This window comes from Oculatella sp. FACHB-28 (genome assembly GCF_014696015.1).
Classification (GTDB): Bacteria; Cyanobacteriota; Cyanobacteriia; order Elainellales; family Elainellaceae; genus JAAUTN01.
Genome location: NZ_JACJPJ010000050.1, coordinates 62485 through 88320, shown reverse-complemented (window position 1 = coordinate 88320; position 25836 = coordinate 62485). Strand labels below are relative to the sequence as shown.

The window sequence follows — 25836 nt, the reverse complement described above, 5'->3', positions numbered from 1 at the left end:
AGTGTCTGCTATGAATAATATTCAAATGGAAGGAGTTGATAGTACTCTCAGTCAAGTTGTTTTAGAGGATATTCAGTACCTAAAGCAACACCTCGACGATATTCTTGTAAGTTCAGATCAAACCCTGATCAAAAATCTTATTGAAGAAACAGAGTTTTTTCTACAACAAACCAAGAGTAACTCCAAAACATATCAGGAAAAGTATGATGCCTTTGACCAATTAACTAACTCTTGGTTCGGTGTGTGGAATCACTACAAGCACATCCCTGAGGCAATCAATCTGATCAAATTACTCAATCATTTAACCAATCATTCTATAGCATATTCCTGTTTATTTCTTAGTCTCTCCCGTATAAACGAAGGTAGAACTGGTGAATATGAAGCGGATCTTGAGAGAATCGTTTCAGGTTTCCTGCTGCTCTCTCAAATTGTTGATGTTTTTACAAATTTCTTCTCAATCTCAGACCTCAAACAAATTCAAAACGGTGCCAAGAATGCAATTTCTATCTCTATCCGTGACGTAGAAGAATACTTTGAGAATGGCTTAGAATTGTCGATTTTAGTTACTCAACTTAGAGCTTATAGTAGCCTTATTGTACTGAGAGTTGAGGAGTATATTAATACGTCCGAAGAACTTGAACAGAACAGTAAGGTAATAGTTGAAGTAGCATCTAACTACCACTCTGATAAGTTAGACGCTGAAGCTAGACCTGCTGTATCCAACAATAAGCAACTACGACCGTTTGGACTGTGTGCCGGAAAATTTATAGTTCCCGATGATTTTGATTCGCCCTTACCAGAGGAGATTTTAAGTGCATTCGAGGGTAAATGAAAGTTCTGTTAGACACGCATATTTTCCTCTGGTTCATTATCGGTGATACCCGATTGTCAACCGATATTCGGGATACCATTCGTACACCGGACAACGAAGTCTATTTGAGTGCAGTTTCAGTTTGGGAAGCAATTGTTAAGTACCAGTTGGGTAAACTGCCTCTGCCGGAGCATCCCGGAATGTATTTACCTAAACAACGAAATCTTCATCAGATTACCAGTCTTGCTCCTGGCTGCCTGACAGAAGTAGGTAAAAGCCAATAAATACGTGGAAATTTGGAGGGACGGGTAGAGAGACATGAGAGGCTAGAGTTACCACACAACAGCCAAGAATCATGACAAACTCTACCCATTTGTATGGTCAACTAATCAACCAATTGCGTCAACACAGCCGAGCTTGCGATCTGCGTCACTTGAAAGCACTGGCATGGATGGTGGGTGCATTGTTGTGTAGCGAGGAATTAAACTTGGCAGCATGGGAGCCGTATGTTCCGAGTCGAGCGACAAAAGCGCAAAGCGTCGAGCGGCGCTGGCATCGGTTCATGGAGAATGGGCGAATTTCAGTCATGGCAATTTACATCCCGTTAGTGCTGGCAGCCTTGAGCAGGTGGAAGCAACAACGATTGTATTTAGCTTTAGATACAACTGTGCTGTGGGACCGTTTCTGTATGATCCATCTGTCGGTAGTTTGTTGTGGTCGAGCCGTCCCCGTATTGTGGCGAGTTCTTGAACATGGCAGTGCAACCGTCGCCTTTGAAACGTATAAACCTGTACTGCGTCGTGCTTGATGGCTATTGCGGCAGTACCCCGATGTGATGCTGTTAGCCGACCGAGGATTTGCCAATCACCAGTTGATGAAATGGTTGCACCAGAGTGGTTGGCACTACTGTTTGCGATTACCCTGTGATGTCTTTGTCCACACCACACGACGCTATCCCATGATGGTCGGAACGCTTTATCCACCGCAAGGTGAAGCCCGATTGTATGAGAATGTGGGCTTGTGGTCGGATGGGGTGCATCGCTGCAATTTAGTGCTGGCAACTGTACAGGGAGCGAAGGAATCTTGGGCAGTAATGACTGATGAACTTCCGACTTTACAGACGCTCTGGCAGTATGCGTTGAGATTCCAGGTAGAGGAATTATTTTTAGACAGCAAGTCTGGTGCGTTCCAACTGGAAGCTTCTCGGCTTCGTTCGGCTGCTGCTCTAGAGCGGCTTTATCTGGTCGCTGCAATCGCACTTTTATTTGCCACGACTCAAGGCATGGCAGTGCAACTAGCAGGTTTGCGCCAACAGGTAGACCCCCATTGGCAACGTGGCATTAGCTATCTCAAGATCGGACTGCGCTGGCTGCAAGGAGTCATGCATAAAGGGCGAACTTTACTGCCTTGCGTTCCATTGCTTCCCAAAGATCCGCAGCCTTGTTTTGCTTCTCTCAAAGCAAAGCACGACTATGATGACCAAATTTGGTTTTGTCGAATTCGCTCCCTGGTTTGTAAGCTTTGTCCCATCAGCAATTAAGAAAGATTTGTCAGGCAGTCAGGTCTTGCTCTCGACGAAAGCAGTGTGGCGCAACTGGCTAACCTACCGCCATTACATCGTGATCCGTTTGATAGGATGTTAATCTGTCAGGCATTACAGAATGGTTTGACGATTGCGACTGTAGACGCAGCTATTCGTGCTTACTCAGTCAGCGTCATGTAGCAGCGCAGCCCAACATAGCCTTTGAGCCGAACGGGTCAAGTAATCCTTTGAAGTTGCCATTTTTATGAATCGCGGCGTAGCTTAATGATGGACTCTATTCAAGTAACTGGTATTAGGGCATTTGGGCATATTGGACTGCTGCCCGAAGAGCAAGTATTGGGGCAGTGGTTTGAAGTTGACCTGACGGTGTGGTTTGACTTGACGAAGGCGGCGGAGAGCGATCGCATTGAAGACACTTACGATTACCGCTCAGCCGTCCTTGAAGTTCAAAAGTTGATCAAAACCGAGAGATTTGCCCTGATTGAGAAACTAGCAGGGGCGATCGCCACGCTAATTCTAGAATCAGGCGTTGAGAAAGTTCGAGTTCGGGTCACCAAAGTAACTGCACCAATTCCAGACTTTGACGGCAGAATCGCAGTAGAAATTACCCGAAGTCGCAACACTGCGGTTTCCTAAGCCTGCGCTATTGTTTGGCGGCACGGAAAGCAGCCTGAGTTTCTGAATCGAGCAAGCCCCACAGCCCTAATCCACCCAAAACTACAAAAGCGCTTGTAATATACAGGGCACAAATGACGATACCAGCAATCCAAGCCCAGTACTTGAGTTTTCTCAAACCCCAAACGACCACTTCTACCCCTACTGCAAGCAATAAAGAAAAAATCAAGGTAAACACACCCAGAAAAATTCCCAAAGGCTGAACGGATGTTAGGGAAGGGTCAGGTGCTATGGATTGTACTGAAACGAAAGCAAAGAAAAATCCCAAGCCAATTCCTAGCAGTACATAAAGAGCTGCACTGATATGCAAACAAACAATGGTGATATTTAAGCGTCCTGGCATATTTTTTTCCACTATGTTTACTCTTTTCTCTTCATCTTGCCTGCCGTCTCAACAGGTTGTGTAAGGCTAGTTCCGCCGCTCGAAACTGAGAATTGGTATAGCTTAGATGAGCAGCACTACACCGCTTTAAAGTTGCGATTTTTGAGAATGGGGCTTAGACTTTCCTTACTATTCTTGCCTGTAAATCTGCACAGCATTTTTGCACAGCACCCATTTGCATCCCCTTAGCTTTTAGTCCTAACTTCCTATGAAGCCTGCCCTTACTCGATTTGGCAATCAGATGTCTCACCTGAGCGGCGTTCGCGCAGTGATGAAGGATATCGTCGAGGCAGCCCGGGCAGGCAAAGATTTTATTAATTTGAGCGCTGGCAATCCGGTAATTTTGCCGGAGGTTGAGCAGATGTGGCGCGATTGTACTGCCAAGCTTTTGAGTAGTGCGGAATATGGGGAAGTGGTCTGTCGCTATGGTGCAAGCCAGGGCTACCGTCCTTTAATTGAGGCAGTACTCCAAGATTTTAATCAGCGGTTTGGGCTGAATTTGAGCGATCGCAACATTCTCATCACCCCCGGTAGTCAAGCCCTCTACTTCTACGCTGCGAATGCACTGGGCGGCTACACTACTGACGGCGAACTTAAGCAAATGGTTTTGCCGCTGAGTCCTGACTACACCGGATATGGCGGCATCTCGCTCACACCAGAAGCGGTAAAAGCTTACAAGCCAGCCATTGAGATGGATGCAAAGGGGCATTGGTTTAAATATCGCCCTGACTTTAGCCAACTAGAAATCAACGAAAAGACCGGATTCGTGCTGTTTTCGCGTCCGTGTAACCCAACAGGCAATGTGTTGTCAGACGATGAGGTGAGACGAATTGCGGCAATGGCTAGTACCTATAATGTCCCTGTACTAGTTGATTCCGCCTATGCGCCACCTTTCCCGTCACTCAACTTTACGGAGATGACTCCTATCTTTGGAGACAACATTGTTCACTGCACTAGTTTGTCAAAGGCGGGGCTTCCGGGTGAGCGGGTAGGGATTGCCCTAGGCGATGAGCAGGTGATTCAGGCGCTAGAATCTTTTCAGACTAATCTTTGCTTACATTCTTCACGTTATGGGCAGGCGATCGCCGCTCACGCAATTCGCTCTGGACAACTGGCAGACATCTCAACACGAGTGATTCGTCCTCACTATCAGGCAAAGTTTGCCGTCCTGGAGTCAACTCTACAAGACGTAATGCCTGATGTGCCCTGGTTTTTGCATCGCGGCGAAGGCTCGATTTTTGGTTGGCTCTGGCTCCAAGATTTGCCCATCACCGATTGGGAATTTTACGAACTGCTGAAGCAAAAGGGTGTTTTAGTCGTTCCAGGTAGCCCCTTCTTCCCAGGCATTCGGGAGGATTGGAGCCATACGCAGCAATGCTTCCGCATCAGCCTAACTGCCACCGATCAAGAACTGGTAACAGCCATGCAACGACTAGCAGAGGTGACAGAGCAAACCTATCGGCAGTCGAGCCTACAATCAAGTAAGCGGGTGGCTAATTTGGTGGTGGGTTGATGGCTGATACAAGCTGGTTGGAAGTCGGTAAAATTGTTGGCGTACAAGGATTAAAAGGGGAAGTTCGGGTTTACCCAAACTCAGATTTTCCAGAGCGATTTGAGGTACCTGGGCTGCGCTGGCTGCTACGACCAGAGGCAACAGAGCCAGAGCAAATTGAGCTATTGTCAGGACGCTATCTCAACGGTAAAGGGCTGTATGTGCTGCGGTTTGAGGGAGTTAGCGATCGCACCCAGGCTGAAGCACTAAAAAATTGCCGCCTGCTGGTGCCAGAGAGCGATCGCCCCCCTTTAGAAGAGGGTGAATTTCATGTCTCCGATCTGTTGGGTCTAAAGGTCTTTGACCAGGCAACCCAGGCTTTGGTTGGCACCGTTGTAGACGTATTTGCAGCAGGCAATGATTTGTTAGAAGTAGAGCTCAGTGAATCTGGCTCTAAAAAGCTGATCCCGTTTGTTGAAGAAATTGTGCCTGTCGTAGATTTGCAGCAAAGACGAATTGAGATTACGCCACCTGCTGGGTTGATTGAGTAGGGGCGAAGCGTTCGGCAGATAGACCTTGGAGTAAATCGAAAAACCTTGCCCGAACGCTTCCGCCCTACGGGGATTATTCTCTTTCGCAAACCCTCTCTAAACCGCGATCGCCCGATCGCCCTTATCCAGTTTCTGGCAAAACTCCAACACCGCCTGCCTGGCCCACTGGTCAGCCGCAATGATGTCCTCCAGGGAAGGAGAAGCGTGATTGTCAGATTGATGGCGATCGCACACCTGCTCAATTAGCCGAGGAATATCGAGAAACTGAATTCTTTCCTCTAAAAACAGCGCAACAGCCTGTTCATTTGCAGCATTGAGAACGGCAGGCATTGATCCCCCGGCTCGACCTGCTGCATACGCCAACCGCATGCAGGGATATTTCTGATGGTCAGGCTCTCGAAATGTCAGATTCCCAGCTTTGACCAAATCCAATCGTTCCCAATCAGTCGAAACTCGCTCTGGGTAAGAAAGGGCATACAGTAGGGGCAACCGCATGTCAGGCAAACCAAGCTGCGCCAGCACAGACGTGTCTTCTAGCTCAATCAGCGAGTGAATGATACTTTGCGGATGGATCACAATCTCAATATGGTCATAATCCAGCCCAAACAGAAAATGCGCCTCAATTACCTCCAACCCCTTATTCATCAAGGTGGCGGAGTCAATGGTAATCTTTTGCCCCATTGTCCAGTTAGGGTGCTTTAGCGCATCAGCAACTTTAACAGTTGCCAACTTTTCCAGGGGCAAATCTCGAAACGCACCGCCAGAGGCAGTTAGCAGAATTCGCCGCAACCCTCCTGCCGGAACTCCTTGCAGGCATTGAAAGATTGCAGAATGCTCTGAATCGGCAGGCAACAGCTTGATCCCGTGTTTCTCAACCAGTGGCAGAACGACCGGACCACCTGCGATCAGGGTTTCTTTGTTGGCTAAGGCAATATCTTTTCCGGCTTCGATCGCCGCAATTGTTGGTAAAAGTCCGGCACAGCCTACAATTCCGGTCACAACGGCTTCTGAGTTGCCGTAGCGAGCGACTTCAGTTACACCGGCTTCGCCTGCCAGCAGAATCGGTTTGTAATCAAGGTCAGCGATCGCCTCCTGCAAAGCGCCCAACTGAGTGGTGTCACAGATCGCTGCAATTTGGGGACGAAACTGACGAATTTGCTGAGCCAGCAGTTCAACATTACGTCTGGCTGCCAATCCGACAATCTGAAACTGATCGGGATATTCAGCCACAATATCCAGGGTTTGGGTGCCGATAGAGCCAGTGGAGCCAAGCAGAGTAATCGGTTTCACGGATTGTTTAAGAATTAGCAGCAACTCCACTATAGGACGCTCTGGGGCAGGAACCAAGCAAAGCAGAAGAGATGATCCCAAGGTTATTTCCCAGATGCCGTCTCAGCCTTTTGATCAATCTGGGCATAGTAAACCCCAGCAAAAACCGCAAAGGCGTAAATCAAAATGCCAATGGTGTAAACAAAGTTGCCGAAAGGCTGTGCTTTAGCCAAAGAACTCGTGTGCAATAGCAGGTAGTGCCAGTCGTGATAGCTGATTTCACCGCCCAGCAGCGGCAAAATTCGATCTTGAGCATCTTTGATGTAGATGGAGACATCCCAGAAATTTTCTCCAGCCCAGCAAAGGGCGATCGCACTGGCATAGCGCTGTTGCGTATAGAAAAAATAGCCGCAGATGCCCGCAGGTACCAAAATCTGCATCAGCGATCCCCCTAAAACGTAGATGAACCACCCAAAGGGACTGAACAGAACGTGCCCCGCTTCATGAAAAATCAGGTTGACCCCATGCATAAACATCATGATGCCGTTGTTAGCTATCAGAAAGCCATCAACCGTGTAGTCTGAAGCGCTAAACAGCCCATAGAATGCCAGAGCTGAAACGAACCCCAGCTTGAGATAGTTAAACTTGAACGTCCACTCCATCGGGGGTTGGGCAGGCTGTTGAGCAGAAAGGGGCTGACCAGCCCTGGACTTGAGCAGATTTGAAACGGGGATCGCTTCTGTTGCGGGCGGATTGACTACTCCCTCTGCGGGTACCTGCCGCGAAAACTCCTCAGTCCAGTCTGGAGAATCTGATTTAGTCCGTTTTCCAAAAACCTGAACGTCTGCAATCAAATTTGTGCTGAATCCGGCTAATTCTCGCTCAATCAGCGTTACTGCGGCTCTTTGATTGGGAGTTTGGTCAGAACTTAAATAAATGGATAGATGAGCATTTTGTAGCTGAGCTTTGATTTCAACCGTTTGGTGAGCTAAAGCACGGCTGAGCAGAGCGGCGATCGCCTCTTCATCGCCCTGTTTTGCTAATCCCTTGAGCAGACCTAGCCGATTGGCAGAACACTGGTCAGCCCACACCGGAAGCTGGTCTTGCTGGCAGGCATAAACCTGAACTGACTTGACCAGCGGAATCTGTAAATGCAGCAAGGCGCGATAGATCTGTTTGAGACAAGTCGTCTGATCAGGAATCTCAGCCGCCTCTAGCATGATTCGCAGACAGCCATCCGTCAGGCTTACTTTTGTGGCGATCGCTTTAGTCCGAAGCGCTTTTTCAATGAAAGTGGCGATCGCCTGCTCATTCCCCTGCTTAGCAAGATGCAAGTTGGGTTGTGTCATACACCCAAAGCTTTGAAGTATAAAACCTAACTATAGCCTCAAGTAAATTGAAGGTCACCAACCTACTTTCTGCCCCTTGTAGCCTGCCCTTCAGCTTGAGTAATGATTGGTTAAAAAAAGCGTTCAAAACTTTGCAGATTGAAAAAGTAATTCAGGATCAAGTCAGTTTGTAGTCTGCAAAACCGTAAAGAGTGTAAAAAAAACTTCTTTTTAAGCAAAATCCTGTCAGCCTGTAGGTAGACTTCATTGCAGTGCGTTTTGACTCATCAGGGTTTTGATTCAGCGCTAAATAAATTAGGCTACTTGGCGATCGCAAAACTAGTTCAAGTCGTGCCAAACAACCAGCCTGACTCACACAATCCGGTTTTGATGAGAGAAGTCTAACGAAGCACAGAGAGTATTGAGAGCAAAAAAGATATGGTGAACGACAGTTCTGTAACGCCTGCTAACAGATTAGGCGCAAGATTACCGCTTCCCCTCAAACGCTTAGCGGATTTGGCTTACAACTATTGGTGGAGCTGGACAAGCGATCGAATCTCCCTATTTCAAAACATCGACCCAGAGGAATGGCAGCGTTGCGGTCATAACCCCGTTGCTCTGCTAGAAACCGTTTCCTACGATCGCCTCACCCAAGTTGCTGAAGACCCTACCTATCTCAAGCGACTGCAAACCCTGGCTGCTCAGCTTGACCAATACATGTCAGAGCGCAACACCTGGGCTAATCGAGTCGCGCCCCAGATTTCTCAAGAACATCCCGTAGCCTATTTTTGCGCCGAGTTTGGTCTGCATGAGTCGCTGCCCATCTACTCAGGCGGTCTAGGCATTCTGGCTGGGGATCACCTCAAATCAGCCGCTGACCTGGGCGTACCACTGGTAGGATTAGGGCTGCTTTATCGTCAGGGCTACTTTCGGCAACGGCTGAGCCGCAGCGGTTGGCAGGAAGACTATTACGTAGATAACCAGTTTGAGAAACTGCCCCTGGAGCTAATGCTCAATGACCAGGGATCAGCCATCACGATTGAGCTACAGGTTCGCCAGCGACTCGTTAGAGCGCAAATTTGGCGGGTGCAGGTGGGGCGCGTCAGCCTTTACCTGTTAGATACCGACCGAGAAGACAATGATCCGATTGATCGCTGGCTTACTGGACACCTCTATGGTGGCAACCAGGAAACCCGGATCGCCCAAGAAGTGCTACTGGGGATCGGCGGTGTCCGGGCACTACAAGCTCTGGGAATCGAGCCTTCGGTTTATCATTTGAATGAAGGACACGCTGCTTTTTGCTTGCTGGAAGTGGCAAAGCTGGAAATTCAGCGTACGGGCAAATCCTTCTACGACGTAGAAGCGTCGGTACGCGATCGCTCCATCTTCACCACTCATACGCCCGTTCCTGCGGGGCATGACGTATTCTCTGCTGACTTGATCGATTCCTACTTTGCTCACTACTGGCAAGAACTAGGGCTTTCCCGTGAACAGTTCCTGGCACTGGGCGCACGGCGCTTAGGCGATCCTTGGGAACCGTTTGGCATGACCGTTCTAGCACTGCGTCTGACCCGTGCTGCCAATGGCGTAAGCGAATTGCATGGTCAGGTATCGCGCAAGATGTGGACGATTCTCTATCCCAATCGCCCTGAAGACAAAGTTCCAATTGGTCACATCACAAACGGCGTTCATGCGCGCACCTGGACAGCCCCCTTGCTGGCTGACCTTTACGCCCAATACATGGGAGAAGACTGGTCTAGCCATGTCGTCGACCCACAAATGTGGGCAAAGGTAGATCAGGTGCCGGATGAGGAACTGTGGCATCGTCACCAGATTCTCAAAGACCGTCTGGTTGCCCATACCCGTTTCAAGATCAAACATGCACGGCAGCTACGGGGTGAAGATCAGGGGCTGATCCAGGCAACCGATCATCTACTTGATCCCAAAGTACTGACGATTGGCTTTGCCCGTCGATTTAGCCCTTACAAGCGTGGAGCTTTACTGCTGCGCGACTTTGAGCGGGCAATTCGCCTATTTGGCAACCCAGAGCGCCCCATTCAAATTGTCTTTTCGGGCAAAGCACATCCTGCCGACGAGGAAGGCAAACGCATCATTCAACGACTGATGGAATGGTGCAAACATCCTGCCTTGCAAAACCGAGTTGCGTTTGTGGAAGACTACGATATCTTCACCGCCCAAAAGCTGGTGCAGGGAGTCGATGTCTGGCTAAACAATCCTCGTCGTCCGCTAGAAGCATCAGGCACCAGCGGTCAGAAAGTTTGCTTTAACGGCGGCATCAATTGCAGCGTGTTAGACGGCTGGTGGTGTGAAGGCTACCAGGTAGACGCAAACGGTAAGGGCATTAATGGATGGGCGATCGGCGAAGACGCTCACACCAGCGACCAAGATTTGCAGGATCAAATCGATTCTGAATCTCTATATCAGTTGATGGAGCAGGAAATCGTGCCGCTCTACTATGACCAGGATGAGAACGGCGTTCCGCATGGCTGGGTGCAGATGATGAAAGCCTCAATCCGCACAAATGCACCTGTGTTTAACACCGATCGCATGATTGCCGATTATGTGGCCAAGATGTACGCCCCTGGTGCGCCTATCCACATGGAGCCGATTTTAGCCAGCGTTCCTTCTTAGAGACGTTTAAACGTAACGTGAGTTCGGGTTAAGCTAAACGCTGCAAGGTTTGGTATAAAAGGCTTTAGGCAAAGGGTATTGCTGTAGGCTCTTCTCAATAAGGTTGTTTATTGAGAAAAATTGCATCTGTGGACCTTGCTGACAATAGCTTGATTCACTGCAACGAAATGAGGTACGAAAAATCAGGGGTTCTGACGATTTCTTATCCCGAACTCACGTTAAACGTAGGGTTATTTTTGTAGGGACAACATCTAAATGTAATGTTGTCCCTTTTTTATAGTGCCAGTCATACCCACTTACCAAAGAAGGGAGGGCACCCCGCGCAGCGGGGTGCCCTCCCTTCTTTGTCCTAACCTGTACGGCTACAGCGGTAATGCAAAAGCTGCCCTACACCGAAGTTGAAGCCGGAATTGCTTTCTCAGGCAAAACAGGCTGCTCTGCCGGAACATTCTTCTCTAGCATCAACTTCGATCGCTTGACCATCTCTGGAATCTGCACGGGATAGTCACCTGTAAAGCAAGCTGAGCAAAAGCTTTCCTTGTCTTGCTCGGTCGCTTCTAACATTCCATCCCAAGTCAGATAGGCTAGGGAATCTACACCAATCTGCTCACGAATTTCTTCTACCGATTTGGTTGCAGCAATTAGTTGATCCTGGCTATCTGTATCGATGCCATAAAAGCAAGGATGAGTTACAGGTGGGGAAGAAATTCGCATGTGAACTTCGATCGCCCCAGCTTCACGCAACGCTTTCACAATTTTGCGGCTAGTGGTACCCCGAACGAGCGAATCATCCACAATTAGAATTCGCTTACCGACTAACACATCCTTGAGCGGATTCAGCTTCATCCGAATGCCAGACTCTCTCATACTCTGGGTGGGCTGAATGAAGGTTCTTCCGACGTAGCGGTTTTTGATTAATCCTTCTGCGTAGGGGATCTTGGATTCTTGTGAAAAACCGATCGCCGCCGGAATTCCAGAGTCAGGCACTCCCAGGATCATATCGACATCAGCAGGAGATTCGATCGCCAGTTGTTTACCCAACCGCAACCGATAGCTGTAAAGGCTTTCATCATTTACAACGCTATCGGGGCGGGCAAAGTAAATCATTTCAAAAATGCACAGTTTACGCTTGACCTTGGGTGCCCAATGGAAAGAAGCTAGCCCTTGCTCGGTGATCCACACTAGTTCCCCTGGCTCAACGTCACGCAAATATTCTGCGCCGATGATGTCTAGCCCACAGGTTTCTGAAGACAAAACATAGCGCTGGGGAGCCTCTGATTCAGGATCATTCAGGGTGCCAATAACCAGCGGACGAATGCCGTTAGGGTCGCGCACACCCATGATGCCGTCTGGAGTGGCGATCGCCAAGCTAAATGCTCCCTGACAGCGGTTAAAAGCACTAATTGAGCCTTCTAGCCAATCTTTGCCCGCGTTAACCTCTTCAGCGATCGCAAAGGCAATCATTTCTGAGTCGGTCGTGGTGATCAGGTTGAACTTAGATCTCAGCAACTCTTCTCGCAGGGCTGGTGTATTGACCAAATTACCGTTATGAGCCAGCGCTAATGAACCCAGCCGAGTCTCCACCACGGCGGGTTGGGCATTCACAACTCGACTAGAGCCAGTCGTGGAGTAGCGAGTATGCCCTACAGCCAAATCGCCAGGCAAATCGCCCAGAGTGGTTTCGTTAAATACTTGAGAAACCAGTCCCATATCCTTATGCAGATGCACACGATCGCCTTCAAACGTGGCAATTCCAGCAGATTCTTGTCCACGATGCTGGAGCGCGTACAGCCCAAAGTAAGTCAACTTCGCAACATCTTCACCAGGTGCATAAACCCCAAACACGCCACAGGCTTCTTCTGGTTTGTCTGGTCGGGTCAAACCAGCGGAAGTAGCAAGGGACAAGTCAGAATCTTCACCCGAAGATGGACGATCAGCAGGATTAGGCATCATGCGAGGATTTGGCTCCTGGTTGAGTTAGCGAATTTTGTTGAATACTAAATAAATGCTACGAGATGTAACTACCCACGGTAGTAAAGAAGTGGATTAATGTTTACAAATTAACGTTTCCTTAACAATCCCATAGATTAACGGTAACGTAAACAGCTTTTAGTTAACCATTCATATCTGTTTCGTTGGGCTTACATTGATGCAGAAAAGGGTTGAAATGTATGTATCGTTGACACTCTACCCACCAAGATTCTTCCAGCTCAATGCCGGAGGTCTGCATTACCAGTAAATGAAAACTCTCATGCTGCGTTACCCGGAAGCCTTTACTGAAGCTGATCAGGTGGTTAAACGCCGCTCGATAGCATTGAGCCAGCGATCGCCCATCTCCTCAATCCTAGCGCTGATTAAGTTGGAACCGTCCGCCATTACCTGGAGAGTTGTTCCGCTGACTTGCCCAATTTGCTGCCAATTCTGATCCAAGTTCTTGGTTAAATAGGATTCCCACTCTGCTTTGTGAATCGCTGGAACAGAAATCACAATCCTCGCGCCACCTTCTCCAAACAGCAGGGTATCCCAGCGATGGGGAATTTCAGCCTCACCAACAGGCAGGTGAACGTCGGCTCCAAGACGACCGCTGATGCAAGACTCAGCAAGGGCGATCGCCAACCCACCTTCCGCGCAATCGTGGGCTGACTTCACCCACCCCTGACGAATTCCCTCCCGGCAAGCCGTCTGTACCTGCCGCTCCAGCGCAAAATCTACAGCAGGTGGCATCCCTGCAACGGTATTGTGAATTGCCGCCAGATATTCCGAACCACCCAGAGTGACCCCAGAATCTGAATTCACAGGTACCCCCAACAGATAGATCAAATCTCCTTCTGCCTGCCATCCCTGTCCACAAATTTTGCTCAGCTCAGGAATGAGCCCTACCATGCCGACAACAGGCGTGGGATAAATCGCCTGAGGCTTGCCCTCTGAATCGAGCGTTTCGTTATAAAGCGAAACATTTCCTCCGGTTACAGGGGTAGCAAATTCGCGGCAGGCTTCGGCTAATCCCCGGCAGGCTTCAGCTAGCTGCCAATAGCCAATGGGCTTCTCAGGACTACCAAAGTTGAGATTATCGGTCACCGCTAACGGCTCTGCACCTACACAGCTTAAATTTCGGGCTGCTTCAGCAACGGCGGCTTTCGCCCCCTCATAGGGGTGCAGGTAGACGTAGCGGGCATTGCAATCTACGGTCGCAGCAACACCGGTCTGGAAGGATAAAGGATGAGAGGGGAGGGATGAGGAGCCATTTTCAGGAATTGCTTTGCTGCCTTCTAGCGGTTCTTGAGGGCGAATGCGGATAACAGCAGCATCGGCACCACCAGGAAGGAGAACAGTATTGTTTTGTACTTGGTGATCGTATTGGTGATAGACCCAGCGCTTGGAAGCGATCGTGGGCGTTTCTAGTAGCTGGAATAACACTTCAGTCCAGCTTAGAGAATTTTGGGCTGTGGATGAGTTGGCGATTGCAATTCCCTTTATTGAACACGCTGGCAGTGATGCCTCGCTCCACATCCAGGCTTGACGAGCATAATCTGGCGGCTCTGCCAGCAATTCTCGATGGTAAATGGGCGTATTGTCTGCCAAAGCGGTTGCCGGAATTTCAGCTGCGACCTCCCCTTCAAACAAAATCCGCACAATCGGCTCAGCGATTACAGTTCCAGCCACAACAGCTTGGAGTCCCCAGCGCTGAAAAATCTCAATTAGCTCCTGCTCTCGCCCTTTATGGGCAACAAACAGCATTCGCTCCTGAGACTCAGACAGCAAATATTCATACGGCACCATTCCCGTTTCCCGGACAGGAATTTGGTCGAGGTCAAGCTCAATGCCCACCCCCCCTTTTGCCGCCATCTCTGAAGTAGAGCAGGTAATTCCAGCCGCACCCATATCCTGAGCAGCGACAACTGCTCCAGTCTTAAATGCCTCCAAGCAGGCTTCAATCAGAGATTTTTCCAAAAATGGATCGCCAACTTGAACAGCGGGGCGATCTGCTTCAGATTCGTCACTCAATTCGGCACTGGCAAAACTGGCTCCACCCATACCATCTCGCCCCGTTGTAGAACCCACATAGAGAACCGGATTACCAACGCCCGACGCACCCGATTTGACAATCTCAGCCGTTTCCATCAGACCCAGCGCCATTGCATTGACGAGCGGATTGCCCGAATAGGCTGGGTCAAAATACACCTCTCCGCCGACCGTTGGCACTCCAACGCAGTTGCCATAATGAGCAATGCCCGAAACCACACCTGAAAAGAGTCTGCGGGTTCTACTGTCTGCCAAATCGCCAAATCGGAGTGAGTTGAGGATGGCGATCGGACGTGCCCCCATCGTAAAAATGTCGCGCAGAATGCCGCCAACCCCCGTTGCAGCACCTTGAAATGGCTCCACAGCGGAAGGGTGGTTATGAGATTCGATCTTGAAGGCCAGTTGCAGTCCGTTTCCTAAATCCACTACGCCTGCATTCTCACCTGGACCAACCAGGATACGCTGCCCTTCTGTCGGAAATTGCTTGAGCAGGGGGCGTGAGTTCTTGTAGCAGCAGTGTTCTGACCACATCACGCCAAACATGCCCAGTTCGGCACGATTTGGGTGTCGTCCTAGACGAGCTACAATTTCCTCGTATTCTTCCGGCTTCAGCCCCTCCGCAGCAATTTCCTGAGGTGAGGGCAAAGGCGAGACAGCAGACATAAGCACCTCAAGATAAATCAGGTATCAATTCTATAGCAGTTAATCGAACTTCCGGAATCATGAGATTAATTGATGATTAACTGGACTGGGTAGAAAGGCAAATCTGCCCTATTCTCAGGAGAGCCATCTGACGTGCAGATAGGCTCATTTCGCTCTGCCCAGCTCTATCAATCAATATTTAGGATGTTTGCTTAAGGTATAGCTGTTGCGATTGTCAATTTTTTATACGACGAGGAACTAGTGTGTTTGAGTTTAGTCAGGATTAGGTTAGCCTAGCTCATCCGAAATTCCAGTAGTTGGAGCAAAGTCAGAAATAGTCAGAATAAGTATTAGAAAAGGTAAGGCTATCTCTACTTCTTACTTATTCATACTTACAAGACGCTAATCAGCAGCTAGCTTGAAAGAGCAATTTAGGTAGAGATTATTAACGTGTTCCTAACGCCTTTAGGCACTGATTTAGAATCAGAATGAACTTTTGGGCAAGCTAAGCACTGAGATTGATCCTAGATCTCTGAAACAAGATTTCTAGAATACCCCCTCTAAGACAAAACCTCTAAGAGACTTGCTGAAATGACTGTAGTTCTAAAAGTTGGGGATCGCTCTATTGAAGCTGAAGAACTCCTGTCGCTGTTAGCAGGCTACCAAATGCTGCCACAGTTTCTTCAGGAACTTCTCATCGAACAGGCGATCGCTCGCATCACCTGCACTGACGAAGAGAAGACCACTGCTTGCGAACAGTTTTACGCCCAAAACCAGATTAATTCTGAGGAAGCGCTAAAAGCATGGTTAGGGCGTTATGGCATGACCCAGGAACAGCTAGAAGCCTTAGCAACCCGAGGGTTGAGGGTCGAGAAGTTTAAGCAAGCGACTTGGGGTCCAAAGCTAGAATCCTATTTTTTGACGCGTAAAGGACAGCTTGACCGAGTCATTTACTCCCTGATTCGTACTCAAGATTTGGGAATCGCTCAAGAGCTTTACTTTCGAGTGTTAGAGGGAGAACAATCCTTTGCCGAATTGGCCCGTGATTACTCACAAGGTCCAGAAGCTCAAACAGACGGCATGATCGGTCCGGTAGAGCTAAGTGTGCCTCACCCAACGCTTGCCCAAATGCTCTCAGTTAGCCAACCCGGTCAACTGTGGGCACCGACGCGAGTAGGCGAGTGGCTAGTGATTGTCCGGCTAGAGAAATTTATCCCCGCCCAGCTAGACGACCCGATGCGTCGCCGTTTGTTAAACGAATGCTTTACCACTTGGCTGCAAGAGCAGCTAGCTCAGTTAGGTTCCCTTTCCTCCGGTTCTTCGTCCCCCAGCGATAACGCAACTCCTGTTGCCCCATGACTTATACCAAAACCTCCGTTCAAGAATTTCTCTCGACCGTTACCCCGTTTGGCAAGCTGCCGCCCTTTGAGCTTGGGGTACTGGCGAGCCAGTTTCAACTCCTGCGCTATCGAATGGGGCAGGCAATTCTGGTACGCGATAAGATGCCAGCCCAGGTTGCCATTCTCTATCAAGGTCAGGCTCGCTCACTAGCCTATGATCCTCGCACTCAACGCCCGGTCACCCTAGAACTGGCGCAGCCTGGAGCAGTTCTGGGCTGGGTTGGGTTGGTGCGCGGCGTACCTTGTGAGACAGCGATCGCCTCCGTTGAAACGATTTGCCTGACACTACCTGCTGCAAATTTTCTGGCCCTGATAGAAGAGCAGCCGATCGTCGCTGCCTACTTCCAGACACAGTGTCAATCCGTTGAAGCCTTTGACCTGCTCGGGGCAGAACTGCATCGCCAGGCAAATGGCGATACCATCCTCAAAGATCTGACTCTAAAAGTATTGCCGGATGCTGCCGTGACTAATTTGCCTCCGGGAATCACTCCCTGGAGCCAGTTGGGTAATAACCGGCTCTGGTTAGTCAGCGGCGGTGGGGCGATCGCGGGTTTCCCGATTGGCAGCCGTCTTGAACCCGAAGACAACCTCTCTTACGTTGAGGTGACAGGTTCTGAACCCGCACGGATTGTTGGCTTCCAGCACTTTGACGAATTGCTAACTGACTCTAGCATCCCTCAAGAGATCAACGTCGAAGCCATCATCACCGAAGAACTAGAGATTCCGTACGCGCCCGATCGTCCGCAAGAAGCGGACCCCCACATTCGCTCCAACAGCAATAAACCCTTACAGCCAGACAAATATCCTTTTGTGCGAGGGCGTGGCCCACTCGACAGTACGATGGCTTGCCTGCAAATGGTCAGCCGTCATCTCAACATTCCTTTCCGTAAGGATGTGATTCAGCGCGTGTTGGTTAGCCAGGTAGAGCGAACCGGCAGTCTTTCACTCGATCTGTGTGGCGCAGTTGCAGAATTAATGGGGCTGAATGCTCAGCTTGTGACCGCACCTGCAAGTGCGATCGGTCGTCTCGAACCCCCAGCCTTATTTCAGTGGCAGGACAGTTATGCCCTACTCTACGCGGCAAGCGAACGAGAATTGGTGATTGCGGTGCCAGAAATTGGCATTATTCGGCGCAAACCCAGCGACTTCGCTGAAACTTGGGGAGAACAGGGTCAGATCCTGCTGCTTAAACCCACCAAGCAAACACCCCAGCAGCGGTTTAGCTTGAAATGGTTTTTGCCCTCGCTCTACAAGCATCGTAAAGTCCTGCTGGAAGTGTTTATTGCTTCCTTCTTTGTGCAGCTTTTTGCTCTAGCAAACCCGCTGATGATTCAGGTGATCATCGACAAGGTGATCGTGCAAAACAGCGTCGATACGCTTCAGGTGTTGGGAGTCTTCCTGCTAGTTTTGGCAGTGTTTGAGGCAGTTCTCACCAGTCTGCGAACCTACCTGTTTGTTGATACAACGAACCGGATCGACATGACACTCGGTTCTGAGATCATCGACCACCTGCTGCGTTTACCCCTGCGTTATTTTGAACGGCGACCTGTAGGTGAACTGGCAACTCGAATCAACGAGCTAGAAAACATTCGCCAATTCCTTACCGGAACGGCTTTAACGGTGGTGCTAGATGCCGTCTTTTCGGTGATTTACATCGTCGTCATGTTTATCTACAGCTGGCTGCTGTCGCTGGTGTCGCTGGCAACGATTCCACTATTTGTCTTGCTGGCGATGGTGGCTTCGCCGCTGATTCGGCAGCAGCTTCGGGTAAAGGCAGAGCGAAACGCTGAAACGCAGTCCTACCTAGTAGAGGTGGTGTCAGGCATTCAGACGGTGAAGGCGCAAAATATGGAGTTGCGATCGCGCTGGCAGTGGCAACAGCGTTATGCCCGTTACGTCAGTGCTGGCTTCAAAACCGTCCTCACTTCAACTACTGCCGGATCAACTAGCAACTTCCTCAACCAACTGTCTGGACTGTTGGTGCTGTGGGTAGGGGCTTACCTGGTCCTTCAGGGAGAACTCACCCTCGGTCAATTGATTGCTTTCCGCATCATTGCTGGATACGTTACCAGCCCTCTGTTGCGACTAGCGCAACTCTGGCAAAACTTCCAGGAAACGGCTTTATCTTTGGAACGCTTAAGCGACATCGTAGATGCAGCTCCCGAAGCGAATGAAGTCGATCGCCTGAACATTCCCATGCCTGCAATCAAGGGAGCGGTTGAGTTTGATGATGTTTCTTTCCGGTTTGGTCCCAGTGGTCCGCTCCAGCTTTGCAACGTCAAGGTAGAGTTTCCAGCAGGCGTGTTTGTCGGTGTGGTCGGGCAGAGCGGTTCCGGTAAAAGCACCTTGATGAAACTTTTGCCTCGTCTCTATGACCTGGAATCAGGTCGGATCATGATCGACGGGTATGACATCAGCAAAGTGGAACTTTACTCGCTCAGACGGCAAATCGGTATCGTGCCGCAGGATACGCTGCTGTTTGACGGCTCGGTTCAGGAAAACATTGCCCTGACCTGCCCAGATGCCTCAGCCGAAGAAATTATCGAAGCTGCCAAGGTCGCTGCCGCCCACGAATTTATCATGAGTCTACCAAATGGCTACAACACCCGCGTCGGAGAACGGGGCTCGGCACTATCGGGTGGACAGCGACAGCGAATTGCGATCGCCCGTACCGTCCTGCAAAACCCACGCATGCTGATTTTAGACGAAGCGACCAGCGCTCTAGACTACGACTCCGAGCGTCGAGTCTGCTTGAACCTAGCAGAAGCTTTCCGGGGGCGCACAGTTTTCTTCATTACTCACCGCCTCACCACAATCAAAAATGCCGACAACATCCTACTCATGGATAAAGGGGCGGTCGTCGAATTGGGCACCCATGATGAACTGATGGCACTGAAAGGACGCTATTACTGTCTCTATCAACAGCAAGAAGCTGAGCTTTAATCGACTGCCCTTCACCTTCTATTCCTCATACTCCAGCCTTTACCTACTCTGCCGCCAACCGCAACCCAGTAATCCCTATGACTAAGTCTCACACCACCAACGGACACAACGGAGCTAAAACTCAGCCGTCGTTTGCTCTGACTTCTCCTAATGGCTCGGCTCCGGCTCAACCTAAAGCAAAAGCAAACGGTTCAGGAACCAACCAGGCAACTCGAACTGAGGCATTTGACCAGCCTGTCGTGTTACAGCAAACCTCAGTTTGGTCACGCGCTATTGTTTGGGGAATTGTCAGCGTCACAACCTTCGTTGTGATCTGGGCTTCCGTTGCCAAAATTGAAGAGGCTGTGCCAGCAACGGGTAAACTCGAACCTCAGGGCAGTGTGCAGGAAGTGGAAGTGCCTGTTGGCGGTGTGGTTGAGGAGGTTTTGGTTGAAGATGGGCAGCGGGTAGAAAAAGGAGAACTGCTGGTACGTCTTGACCCAACCGCCGCCGAGGCACAACGGCGATCGCTTCAGCAAGTTCGTAATTCTCTAGCTCAAGAAGTTCGGTTTTATCGGGCTCAACTAAGCGGCGCGACCCAAGCTTCACCCGATGAAGGCGTTGATTTACCTGCCGAAATTCTGTCGTTAACTGAAAATCGGGCTGCTCTGGTTGCAGAGAATAATTTGTATCGGTCACAGCTACGGGGCTCTAGCGCAGGTGCTAACCTGACTCCTGAGCAGCAGGAACGACTTCAGGCGATCGCCGCTGAAGCTGACTCTCGTACCGCAGCCGCACAGCTACAGCTTTTGCAGAGTCAGCGTGAATATAACCAGGTTGACATTCAACTAGCAGCGGCTCAACAAAGTCTAGCCATTGACCAGGCAATTTTAGGCGACATTGCGCCTCTCGTGGAAGAAGGCGCAATCGGACGGCTCCAAAAAACTCGGCAAGAGCAAGAGGTACTCAATGCCCGAGCCGAAGTCAATCGGTTGGCTCAGGAGAAGGCACGATTGGAGTTGGCAATAGCTGAGGCTCAACAACAGCTTCAAAACACAATGGCGGTCTCCAGCACCGAGTTGTTGTCTCGCATCTCAGATAACGACAAGCAGATCGCGACCATCAACAGTGAATTGAACAAGGCGATCGTTGAGAACGAAAAGCAAATTGCCGACATCGACAGTCAGCTTAGCCAAACAGAACTAAACCTGAGATATCAGGAGCTTCGCGCCCCGGTTGATGGCGTTGTCTTTGACCTACAAACTCAAATTCAAGGCGTGGTGAATCAGGGTGCCCCTGAACCCATTCTTAAAATTGTGCCGGATGACTCTCTCATTGCCAAAGTCACCATCACCAACCAAGATATCGGCTTTGTAGGGGAAAACCAGGAAGTTGACGTCCGAATTGACTCCTTCCCCTACAGCGAATTTGGCGACATCGAAGGTGAACTGGTTTGGATCGGCTCAGACGCACTGCCTCCAACTGAAATTACACCGTTCTACACTTTCCCTGCCAAAATTCGGCTAGAGGAACAGGCACTTAATGTTGGGGGTCGAGAAATTGCACTGCAATCAGGGATGTCTGTGACGGTTAACATCAAAGTACGACAGCGTACTGTCATGAGCATCTTTACGGAACTATTTGCTGACAAGGTGAATAGCCTCAGAACGGTGCGTTAAACCCTTCAATCAAGATTTTAGCCTTCGACTGGGGAGAGGATTTTGTCAACCTCCTCCCCAGTTTTCTCATTTTTAGGTCAAGATGATTGCTCAACCGTGCGATCGCCCTATTTCTCAGCCCTATGGATCTAAACGTCATCCTCATCCAGCTTGTTAGCTTTTCCTGCATTCTGCTACTGCTGCGTGCCTCGCGTTTGCCTCGCGGTTGGGTGATCGTCTCAGCAATCATCCTGTTGGTGCTGGCTGGGGCATATTACGTTGCACCTAGCTGGGCTGGTTTTGTCAGCGGCGGTTTGTGGGCATTGTTGATCCTGCTGCCGATTGTAGGGTTTGCTCAAGTCAACCGTTTGGTTTCCCAAGAACGGTATAGTCAAGCGCGTAGGCTAGCAATGGGACTGCGCTGGCTCCACCCGACTGACGGTCTGTTTGAATACCCGCAGCTCTTACGGGGGCTGGAGCTAGGACATCAAGGCAAGCTGGAAGAAGCAAGTCAAATCTTTGATCGCTACGGATCTACCAAAACTTTGACGGGGCGAACCGCTATAACTTTGCTGTATCGAATTAGTGCCCGTTGGGACGAATTGCTGAGTTGGGTTGCGCAAAACTTTCAGCAAAAAGCGTTGAATGAACCGACCCTGGCTGTTTGTTATTTACGCGCTTTAGGAGAGACAGGGAACCTGGAGCAGTTGATTCAGGAGTTGGAACGGTTTGAGCAGCGATCGCCCCGACGCGCAGATCCCGTCACGTTGAATCTAGTAAGAATGTTTGCCCTGGCTTTTGGGGGGCAGCCTGAGCAAGTGCAACAAGTCTTTGACGATGCTTTGGCAACGCATCCGCCTAACGTTCGTGAGTTTTGGTTGGCGACGGCTGAACTAGCAGCAGGAAACGGTTCTGAAGCAAGGCAACGCCTATTGGCGCTGAGCGATCGCAGCGATGCAGTTTTGAGGAATGCGATCGCCTGGAGACTGTCTCATCCTCTGGCTGATCCTGATCAAGCGCTGAGCCAAATCTCAAAGCAAGTTCTTTCGCGCATTGCAACAGATATTCAGCAAGAGTCGAGGTATGGCGGCACTGCATTTCTTAAAAGCAAAGCCTATGCAACCTACACTTTAATTGCAGCAAATGTAGCCATCTTTGCTGTGGAAATCTGGCAGGGCGGCAGCGAAGATTTAGAGACGCTTCGTCAACTCGGGGCGCTAGTACCAGCAGTTGTTTTTGCCGGGGAATGGTGGCGATTGCTCACTGCAACTTTCCTACACTACGGTGTTGCCCACCTGCTAATGAACATGGTCGGGCTATATTTTCTTGGCACGATTGCAGAAGCTTCTCTGGGCAGCAAAAAATTCTTGCTAACTTACTTCTTTAGCGGCGTAGGCTCCATGCTGGTCGTCTCCTGGTTGGCGGTTAAGCTCGGTTCCTCGAATCAAATTGTCGTGGGTGCATCAGGTGCAATCATGGGGTTGCTAGGAGCGATCGGGGCAATTTTGCTGCAAGGTTGGTATCGAGAAAAAGCTAGAGTTGCTGCAAAACGCCTGCGAACCGTTTTGTTTATCATTGGGCTACAGATTGTGTTCGACCTGGCGACCCCACAGGTTAGTTTTGTCGGGCATATTTCGGGCTTAGGGTTAGGTTTTCTAGTCGGTAGCCTCCTGGCGGTCGCTACCCCCGTCACAAAGCCAACGTCGATACATTCTGAGTAAATCTTGAGTAGAGCTGTATGTCATGCCTGAACCTCAGTGGCAAGTCCAACCCGTCGCTGAATTGCCCACTGCCTTTGTGCAAGCAGTCAATCAATGCGCTGCCGGGCTATCAGGATATGCGGCTCAACTGCTCTGGCAGCGAGGAATCCAAGATCCTGAGCAAGTAGCAGGCTTTGTTAACCCCGATTTGTACCAGCCGACTAGCCCGTTTGAGTTTGGGCAGGAAATGCATCGAGCAGTTGAGCGGCTGCGGCAAGCTTACGAACAGGAAGAAGCGATCGCCATTTGGGGAGACTTTGACGCTGACGGCATCACCGCCACGGCAGTTCTGTGGGATGGCTTGGGGCAATTCTTTCCACAGGATAAGCAGCTTACCTACTTTATTCCCAATCGCCTGACTGAGTCGCACGGCTTATCGCTCCATGGAATTGATGCTCTAGCAGCGCAAAACTGCCATCTGATCGTTACCTGTGACACGGGTAGCACTAATTTGCCTGAACTCGAATACGCCAAAAACTTGGAAATCGATGTGATTGTCACCGATCATCACACTTTGCCCAGAGATCGCCCCCCCGTCACCGCCATCATTAATCCCCGCTACTTTCCCCCAGAGCATCCGCTCGCGCATCTCTCTGGTGTAGCAGTTAGCTATAAGCTAATCGAGGCACTCTACCAGACCCTACCAAACCCCGATCGCCCCTTAGAAGGGTTATTAGATTTGGTCGCGATCGGGCTGATTGCTGACCTGGTTCAATTGACAGGAGACTGTCGTTATCTGGCGCAACGAGGCATTGAGCAGCTTCAAAAAAATACTCAAGCTGCTCCTGCTCGCCCTGGAATTGCTCGGCTTTTAGAACTTTGTAAGCGCAGTGGCGATCGCCCCACCGACATTTCCTTTGGCATTGGCCCTCGGATCAACGCTATCAGCCGCATTCATGGAGATGCCCGATTTGGGGTTGAACTGCTGACCAGCCAAGATGCAGAGCGTTGTCGCTACCTGGCAGAAGAAACAGAGCTAGCTAACGCCCGCCGCAAAGCCCTGCAAAAGGACTTGCTGCAGCAAGTGACTGCCCGCTTAGCCCAAATTGACCTCTCTACCACTAGCGTAATTGTACTGGCTGATCCTCAATGGCCGGTCGGTGTGCTGGGATTGGTAGCAGGTCAAATTGCTCAAACCTACGGTCGTCCCACCATTCTTTTAACCACTGAATCTACTGATTTAGAAGCAGTTACATCAGTTACACCAGAAGGAGCGATCGCGAGGGGTTCAGCCCGCTCCGTCAATCAAATTGATCTGTACCAGTTGGTTAAGGAACAGTCACACCTGCTAACCAGTTTTGGTGGGCATCCCTACGCAGCAGGATTGAGTCTACCCGTTCAAAATCTTCCTCTGTTTACCGAAGCGATTAACCGCCAGTTTCGGCAGCAGTTTGGCAATGAGTCCATTTCTGCCGTTATTCGGGCTGACCTGACCGTAACAGTGGCAGAACTAGGCAAGGATCTCTTTCGGGAACTCAAGCTTCTAGAGCCTTACGGGATGGGAAACCCAATTCCCAGGCTGCTCCTGCTAAACTGCTGGTTTAGAAATGTCAGGAACCAAAATATCAAGGACTGGAAAGGGCGCAAAATTCGCTATATCAAAACTGAGTTTGATATCTGTGATGATTCGACTGACCAGAGCTTTCCAGGAATTTGGTGGGAGCATTACCGAGACGAAATTCCACCCGAGCGGTGTGATGCGATTGCCGAGCTAGACTACAACACTTACAAAAAGCGATATGAGATTCGACTGATCGCTCTTCGCCCTCGCATTGGAGACAGCCCAATTAACGCCACCGTCCTAGCAAACTGGATTCTAGATTGGCGGCAAGGGAAAAACCTACAGGGGCTAGAGCTAGACAACAATCCGCTACAAATAACGCACTGCCCCAGCAGTTGGACTGAAATGCAATTTTGGTTTCGTAGAGCGCTACAGGAAAACCGCAAGCTGGCGATTGCCTATCCTCCTCCCAGCCAGCAACAACCCTCCCAAATCTGGCAGCAGCTTGTCGGAATTGCCAAGTACCTCAGCCGTACTGGACAAACCGCTACTCGCAAGCAACTTCACGAAAAATTAGGGATCGGCGATCGCAGCCTTCAAATTGGGTTCAAATGTTTGAAAGCACTAGGGTTTGAGGTGACTTCCTCAGACCAGGGTTTTCAGATTACCTGGCAAGCATCGCAAGGAGCAAGCTCAGACCAGCAAACGACTCAAGTTACCGCTCAATTTCTCTCAGCCGTTCAGGAAGAGCAATTCCGTCAGCAGTATTTCTACGAAATTCCCCTTCCCGTGATTCAATCCGTCGCTCAGCAAACCGAGCGCCTTGGGCAGGCTCAAGCCGTATAGCTATAGCTCGTGATCGCATCTAAGGTCATTTGCAGGTCGTCAGCAGCAATCCGCAGATCATCGCGATTACGGAATTTATCTAGCCGATGCAGCACCTTACCACCTGCAAACACAATGACGGTTGGCAGAGTTGTAAGCCGATAGGTGTTAGCTAGCTTTAGATTTTCATCTGCATTTATACTTACTAACTTGATTTCAGCACCGCATTCACTTTGACACTTAATCAGCATTGGGTTGATCAAGCGACACAGTCCGCACCAAGGGGCCCAGAAATTGACCACAACAGGAGTCGAGGCAGTTAAAACTTCTTCTTTAAATGTTTTTTCAGTAACAGCTAGCACCATGATCCCTCTAAATTTCTTGTTTAAAGTCCGCTTTGGG

Annotated in this window: 18 protein-coding genes and 2 pseudogenes; 14 read left to right on the top strand and 6 right to left on the bottom strand. The window is 49.9% G+C overall.

The annotated features are described in order from the left end of the window. The first annotated feature begins 10 nt into the window (after positions 1–10). From H6F88_RS33250 to folB, 6 genes and pseudogenes are all read left to right on the top strand, one after another. On the top strand, positions 11–832 hold the full coding sequence (locus H6F88_RS33250) for a hypothetical protein (RefSeq protein WP_242043609.1): 822 nt from the start codon (positions 11–13) through the stop codon (positions 830–832). Beyond that, positions 829–1059, top strand: a pseudogene (locus H6F88_RS10125) (type II toxin-antitoxin system VapC family toxin); the annotation flags it as partial. The gene H6F88_RS33250 and the pseudogene H6F88_RS10125, both read left to right, overlap by 4 nt. A gap of 107 nt (positions 1060–1166) precedes the next feature. After that, complete coding sequence (locus tag H6F88_RS33245) at positions 1167–1619, top strand: hypothetical protein (protein WP_242050488.1); 453 nt, start codon at positions 1167–1169, stop codon at positions 1617–1619. 6 nt (positions 1620–1625) lie between these two features. Continuing rightward, entirely contained in the window at positions 1626–2351 is a 726-nt protein-coding gene (locus H6F88_RS33240) for a transposase (RefSeq protein WP_242050487.1), read from the top strand. Positions 2352–2375: 24 nt separating this feature from the next. Continuing rightward, positions 2376–2534 (top strand): annotated as a pseudogene (locus H6F88_RS10115) (type II toxin-antitoxin system VapC family toxin); the annotation flags it as partial. 87 nt (positions 2535–2621) lie between these two features. Further along, a complete protein-coding gene (gene folB / locus H6F88_RS10110) occupies positions 2622–2990 on the top strand; it encodes a dihydroneopterin aldolase (protein ID WP_190642695.1) in 369 nt (122 codons plus the stop codon). Positions 2991–2997: 7 nt separating this feature from the next. On the opposite strand, the gene H6F88_RS10105 is transcribed toward folB, so the two are convergent. Beyond that, entirely contained in the window at positions 2998–3372 is a 375-nt protein-coding gene (locus H6F88_RS10105; protein WP_190642630.1) for a hypothetical protein, read from the bottom strand. A gap of 247 nt (positions 3373–3619) precedes the next feature. Between H6F88_RS10105 and H6F88_RS10100 the strand changes: the two genes are divergently transcribed. Together H6F88_RS10100 and rimM are read left to right on the top strand one after the other, a co-directional pair. Next, a complete protein-coding gene (locus H6F88_RS10100; RefSeq protein WP_190642629.1) occupies positions 3620–4924 on the top strand; it encodes a valine--pyruvate transaminase in 1305 nt (434 codons plus the stop codon). Beyond that, complete coding sequence (gene rimM, locus H6F88_RS10095; protein WP_190642628.1) at positions 4924–5454, top strand: ribosome maturation factor RimM; 531 nt, start codon at positions 4924–4926, stop codon at positions 5452–5454. The genes H6F88_RS10100 and rimM overlap by 1 nt, the downstream gene beginning before the upstream one ends. A 96-nt stretch (positions 5455–5550) precedes the next feature. Here rimM and dxr read toward each other — a convergent pair whose 3' ends face one another. Then, positions 5551–6744 carry a 1-deoxy-D-xylulose-5-phosphate reductoisomerase gene (gene dxr / locus H6F88_RS10090; protein WP_190642694.1) on the bottom strand — a complete coding sequence of 398 codons (1194 nt, stop codon included), beginning with the start codon at positions 6742–6744 and terminating at the stop codon, positions 5551–5553. Between the two features lie 83 nt (positions 6745–6827). Further along, complete coding sequence (locus H6F88_RS10085) at positions 6828–8072, bottom strand: hypothetical protein (protein ID WP_190642627.1); 1245 nt, start codon at positions 8070–8072, stop codon at positions 6828–6830. Positions 8073–8489: 417 nt separating this feature from the next. Between H6F88_RS10085 and glgP the strand changes: the two genes are divergently transcribed. Continuing rightward, on the top strand, positions 8490–10703 hold the full coding sequence (gene glgP / locus H6F88_RS10080) for an alpha-glucan family phosphorylase (RefSeq protein WP_190642626.1): 2214 nt from the start codon (positions 8490–8492) through the stop codon (positions 10701–10703). Positions 10704–11090: 387 nt separating this feature from the next. On the opposite strand, the gene purF is transcribed toward glgP, so the two are convergent. Both purF and purL read right to left on the bottom strand, forming a co-directional pair. Beyond that, entirely contained in the window at positions 11091–12656 is a 1566-nt protein-coding gene (gene purF / locus H6F88_RS10075) for an amidophosphoribosyltransferase (protein ID WP_190642625.1), read from the bottom strand. A gap of 333 nt (positions 12657–12989) precedes the next feature. Continuing rightward, a complete protein-coding gene (gene purL / locus H6F88_RS10070) occupies positions 12990–15389 on the bottom strand; it encodes a phosphoribosylformylglycinamidine synthase subunit PurL (protein WP_190642624.1) in 2400 nt (799 codons plus the stop codon). A 570-nt stretch (positions 15390–15959) separates the two neighbouring features. Here purL and H6F88_RS10065 point away from each other — a divergent pair. The 5 genes from H6F88_RS10065 to recJ all read left to right on the top strand — a co-directional run bounded on the left by H6F88_RS10065 (position 15960) and on the right by recJ (position 25455). Then, on the top strand, positions 15960–16727 hold the full coding sequence (locus H6F88_RS10065) for a peptidylprolyl isomerase (protein ID WP_190642623.1): 768 nt from the start codon (positions 15960–15962) through the stop codon (positions 16725–16727). After that, a complete protein-coding gene (locus H6F88_RS10060) occupies positions 16724–19711 on the top strand; it encodes a type I secretion system permease/ATPase (protein ID WP_190642622.1) in 2988 nt (995 codons plus the stop codon). The genes H6F88_RS10065 and H6F88_RS10060 overlap by 4 nt, the downstream gene beginning before the upstream one ends. A gap of 77 nt (positions 19712–19788) precedes the next feature. After that, on the top strand, positions 19789–21369 hold the full coding sequence (locus tag H6F88_RS10055; RefSeq protein ID WP_190642621.1) for an HlyD family efflux transporter periplasmic adaptor subunit: 1581 nt from the start codon (positions 19789–19791) through the stop codon (positions 21367–21369). Positions 21370–21455: 86 nt separating this feature from the next. After that, entirely contained in the window at positions 21456–23069 is a 1614-nt protein-coding gene (locus H6F88_RS10050; RefSeq protein WP_190642620.1) for a rhomboid family intramembrane serine protease, read from the top strand. A gap of 22 nt (positions 23070–23091) precedes the next feature. Then, positions 23092–25455, top strand: coding sequence for a single-stranded-DNA-specific exonuclease RecJ (gene recJ / locus H6F88_RS10045; RefSeq protein WP_190642619.1), 2364 nt, complete (start codon positions 23092–23094; stop codon positions 25453–25455). Here recJ and H6F88_RS10040 read toward each other — a convergent pair. Further along, positions 25443–25799, bottom strand: coding sequence for a thioredoxin domain-containing protein (locus tag H6F88_RS10040; protein ID WP_190642618.1), 357 nt, complete (start codon positions 25797–25799; stop codon positions 25443–25445). The two genes, recJ and H6F88_RS10040, sit on opposite strands and share 13 nt — an antisense overlap. Between the last annotated feature and the right edge of the window lie 37 nt (positions 25800–25836).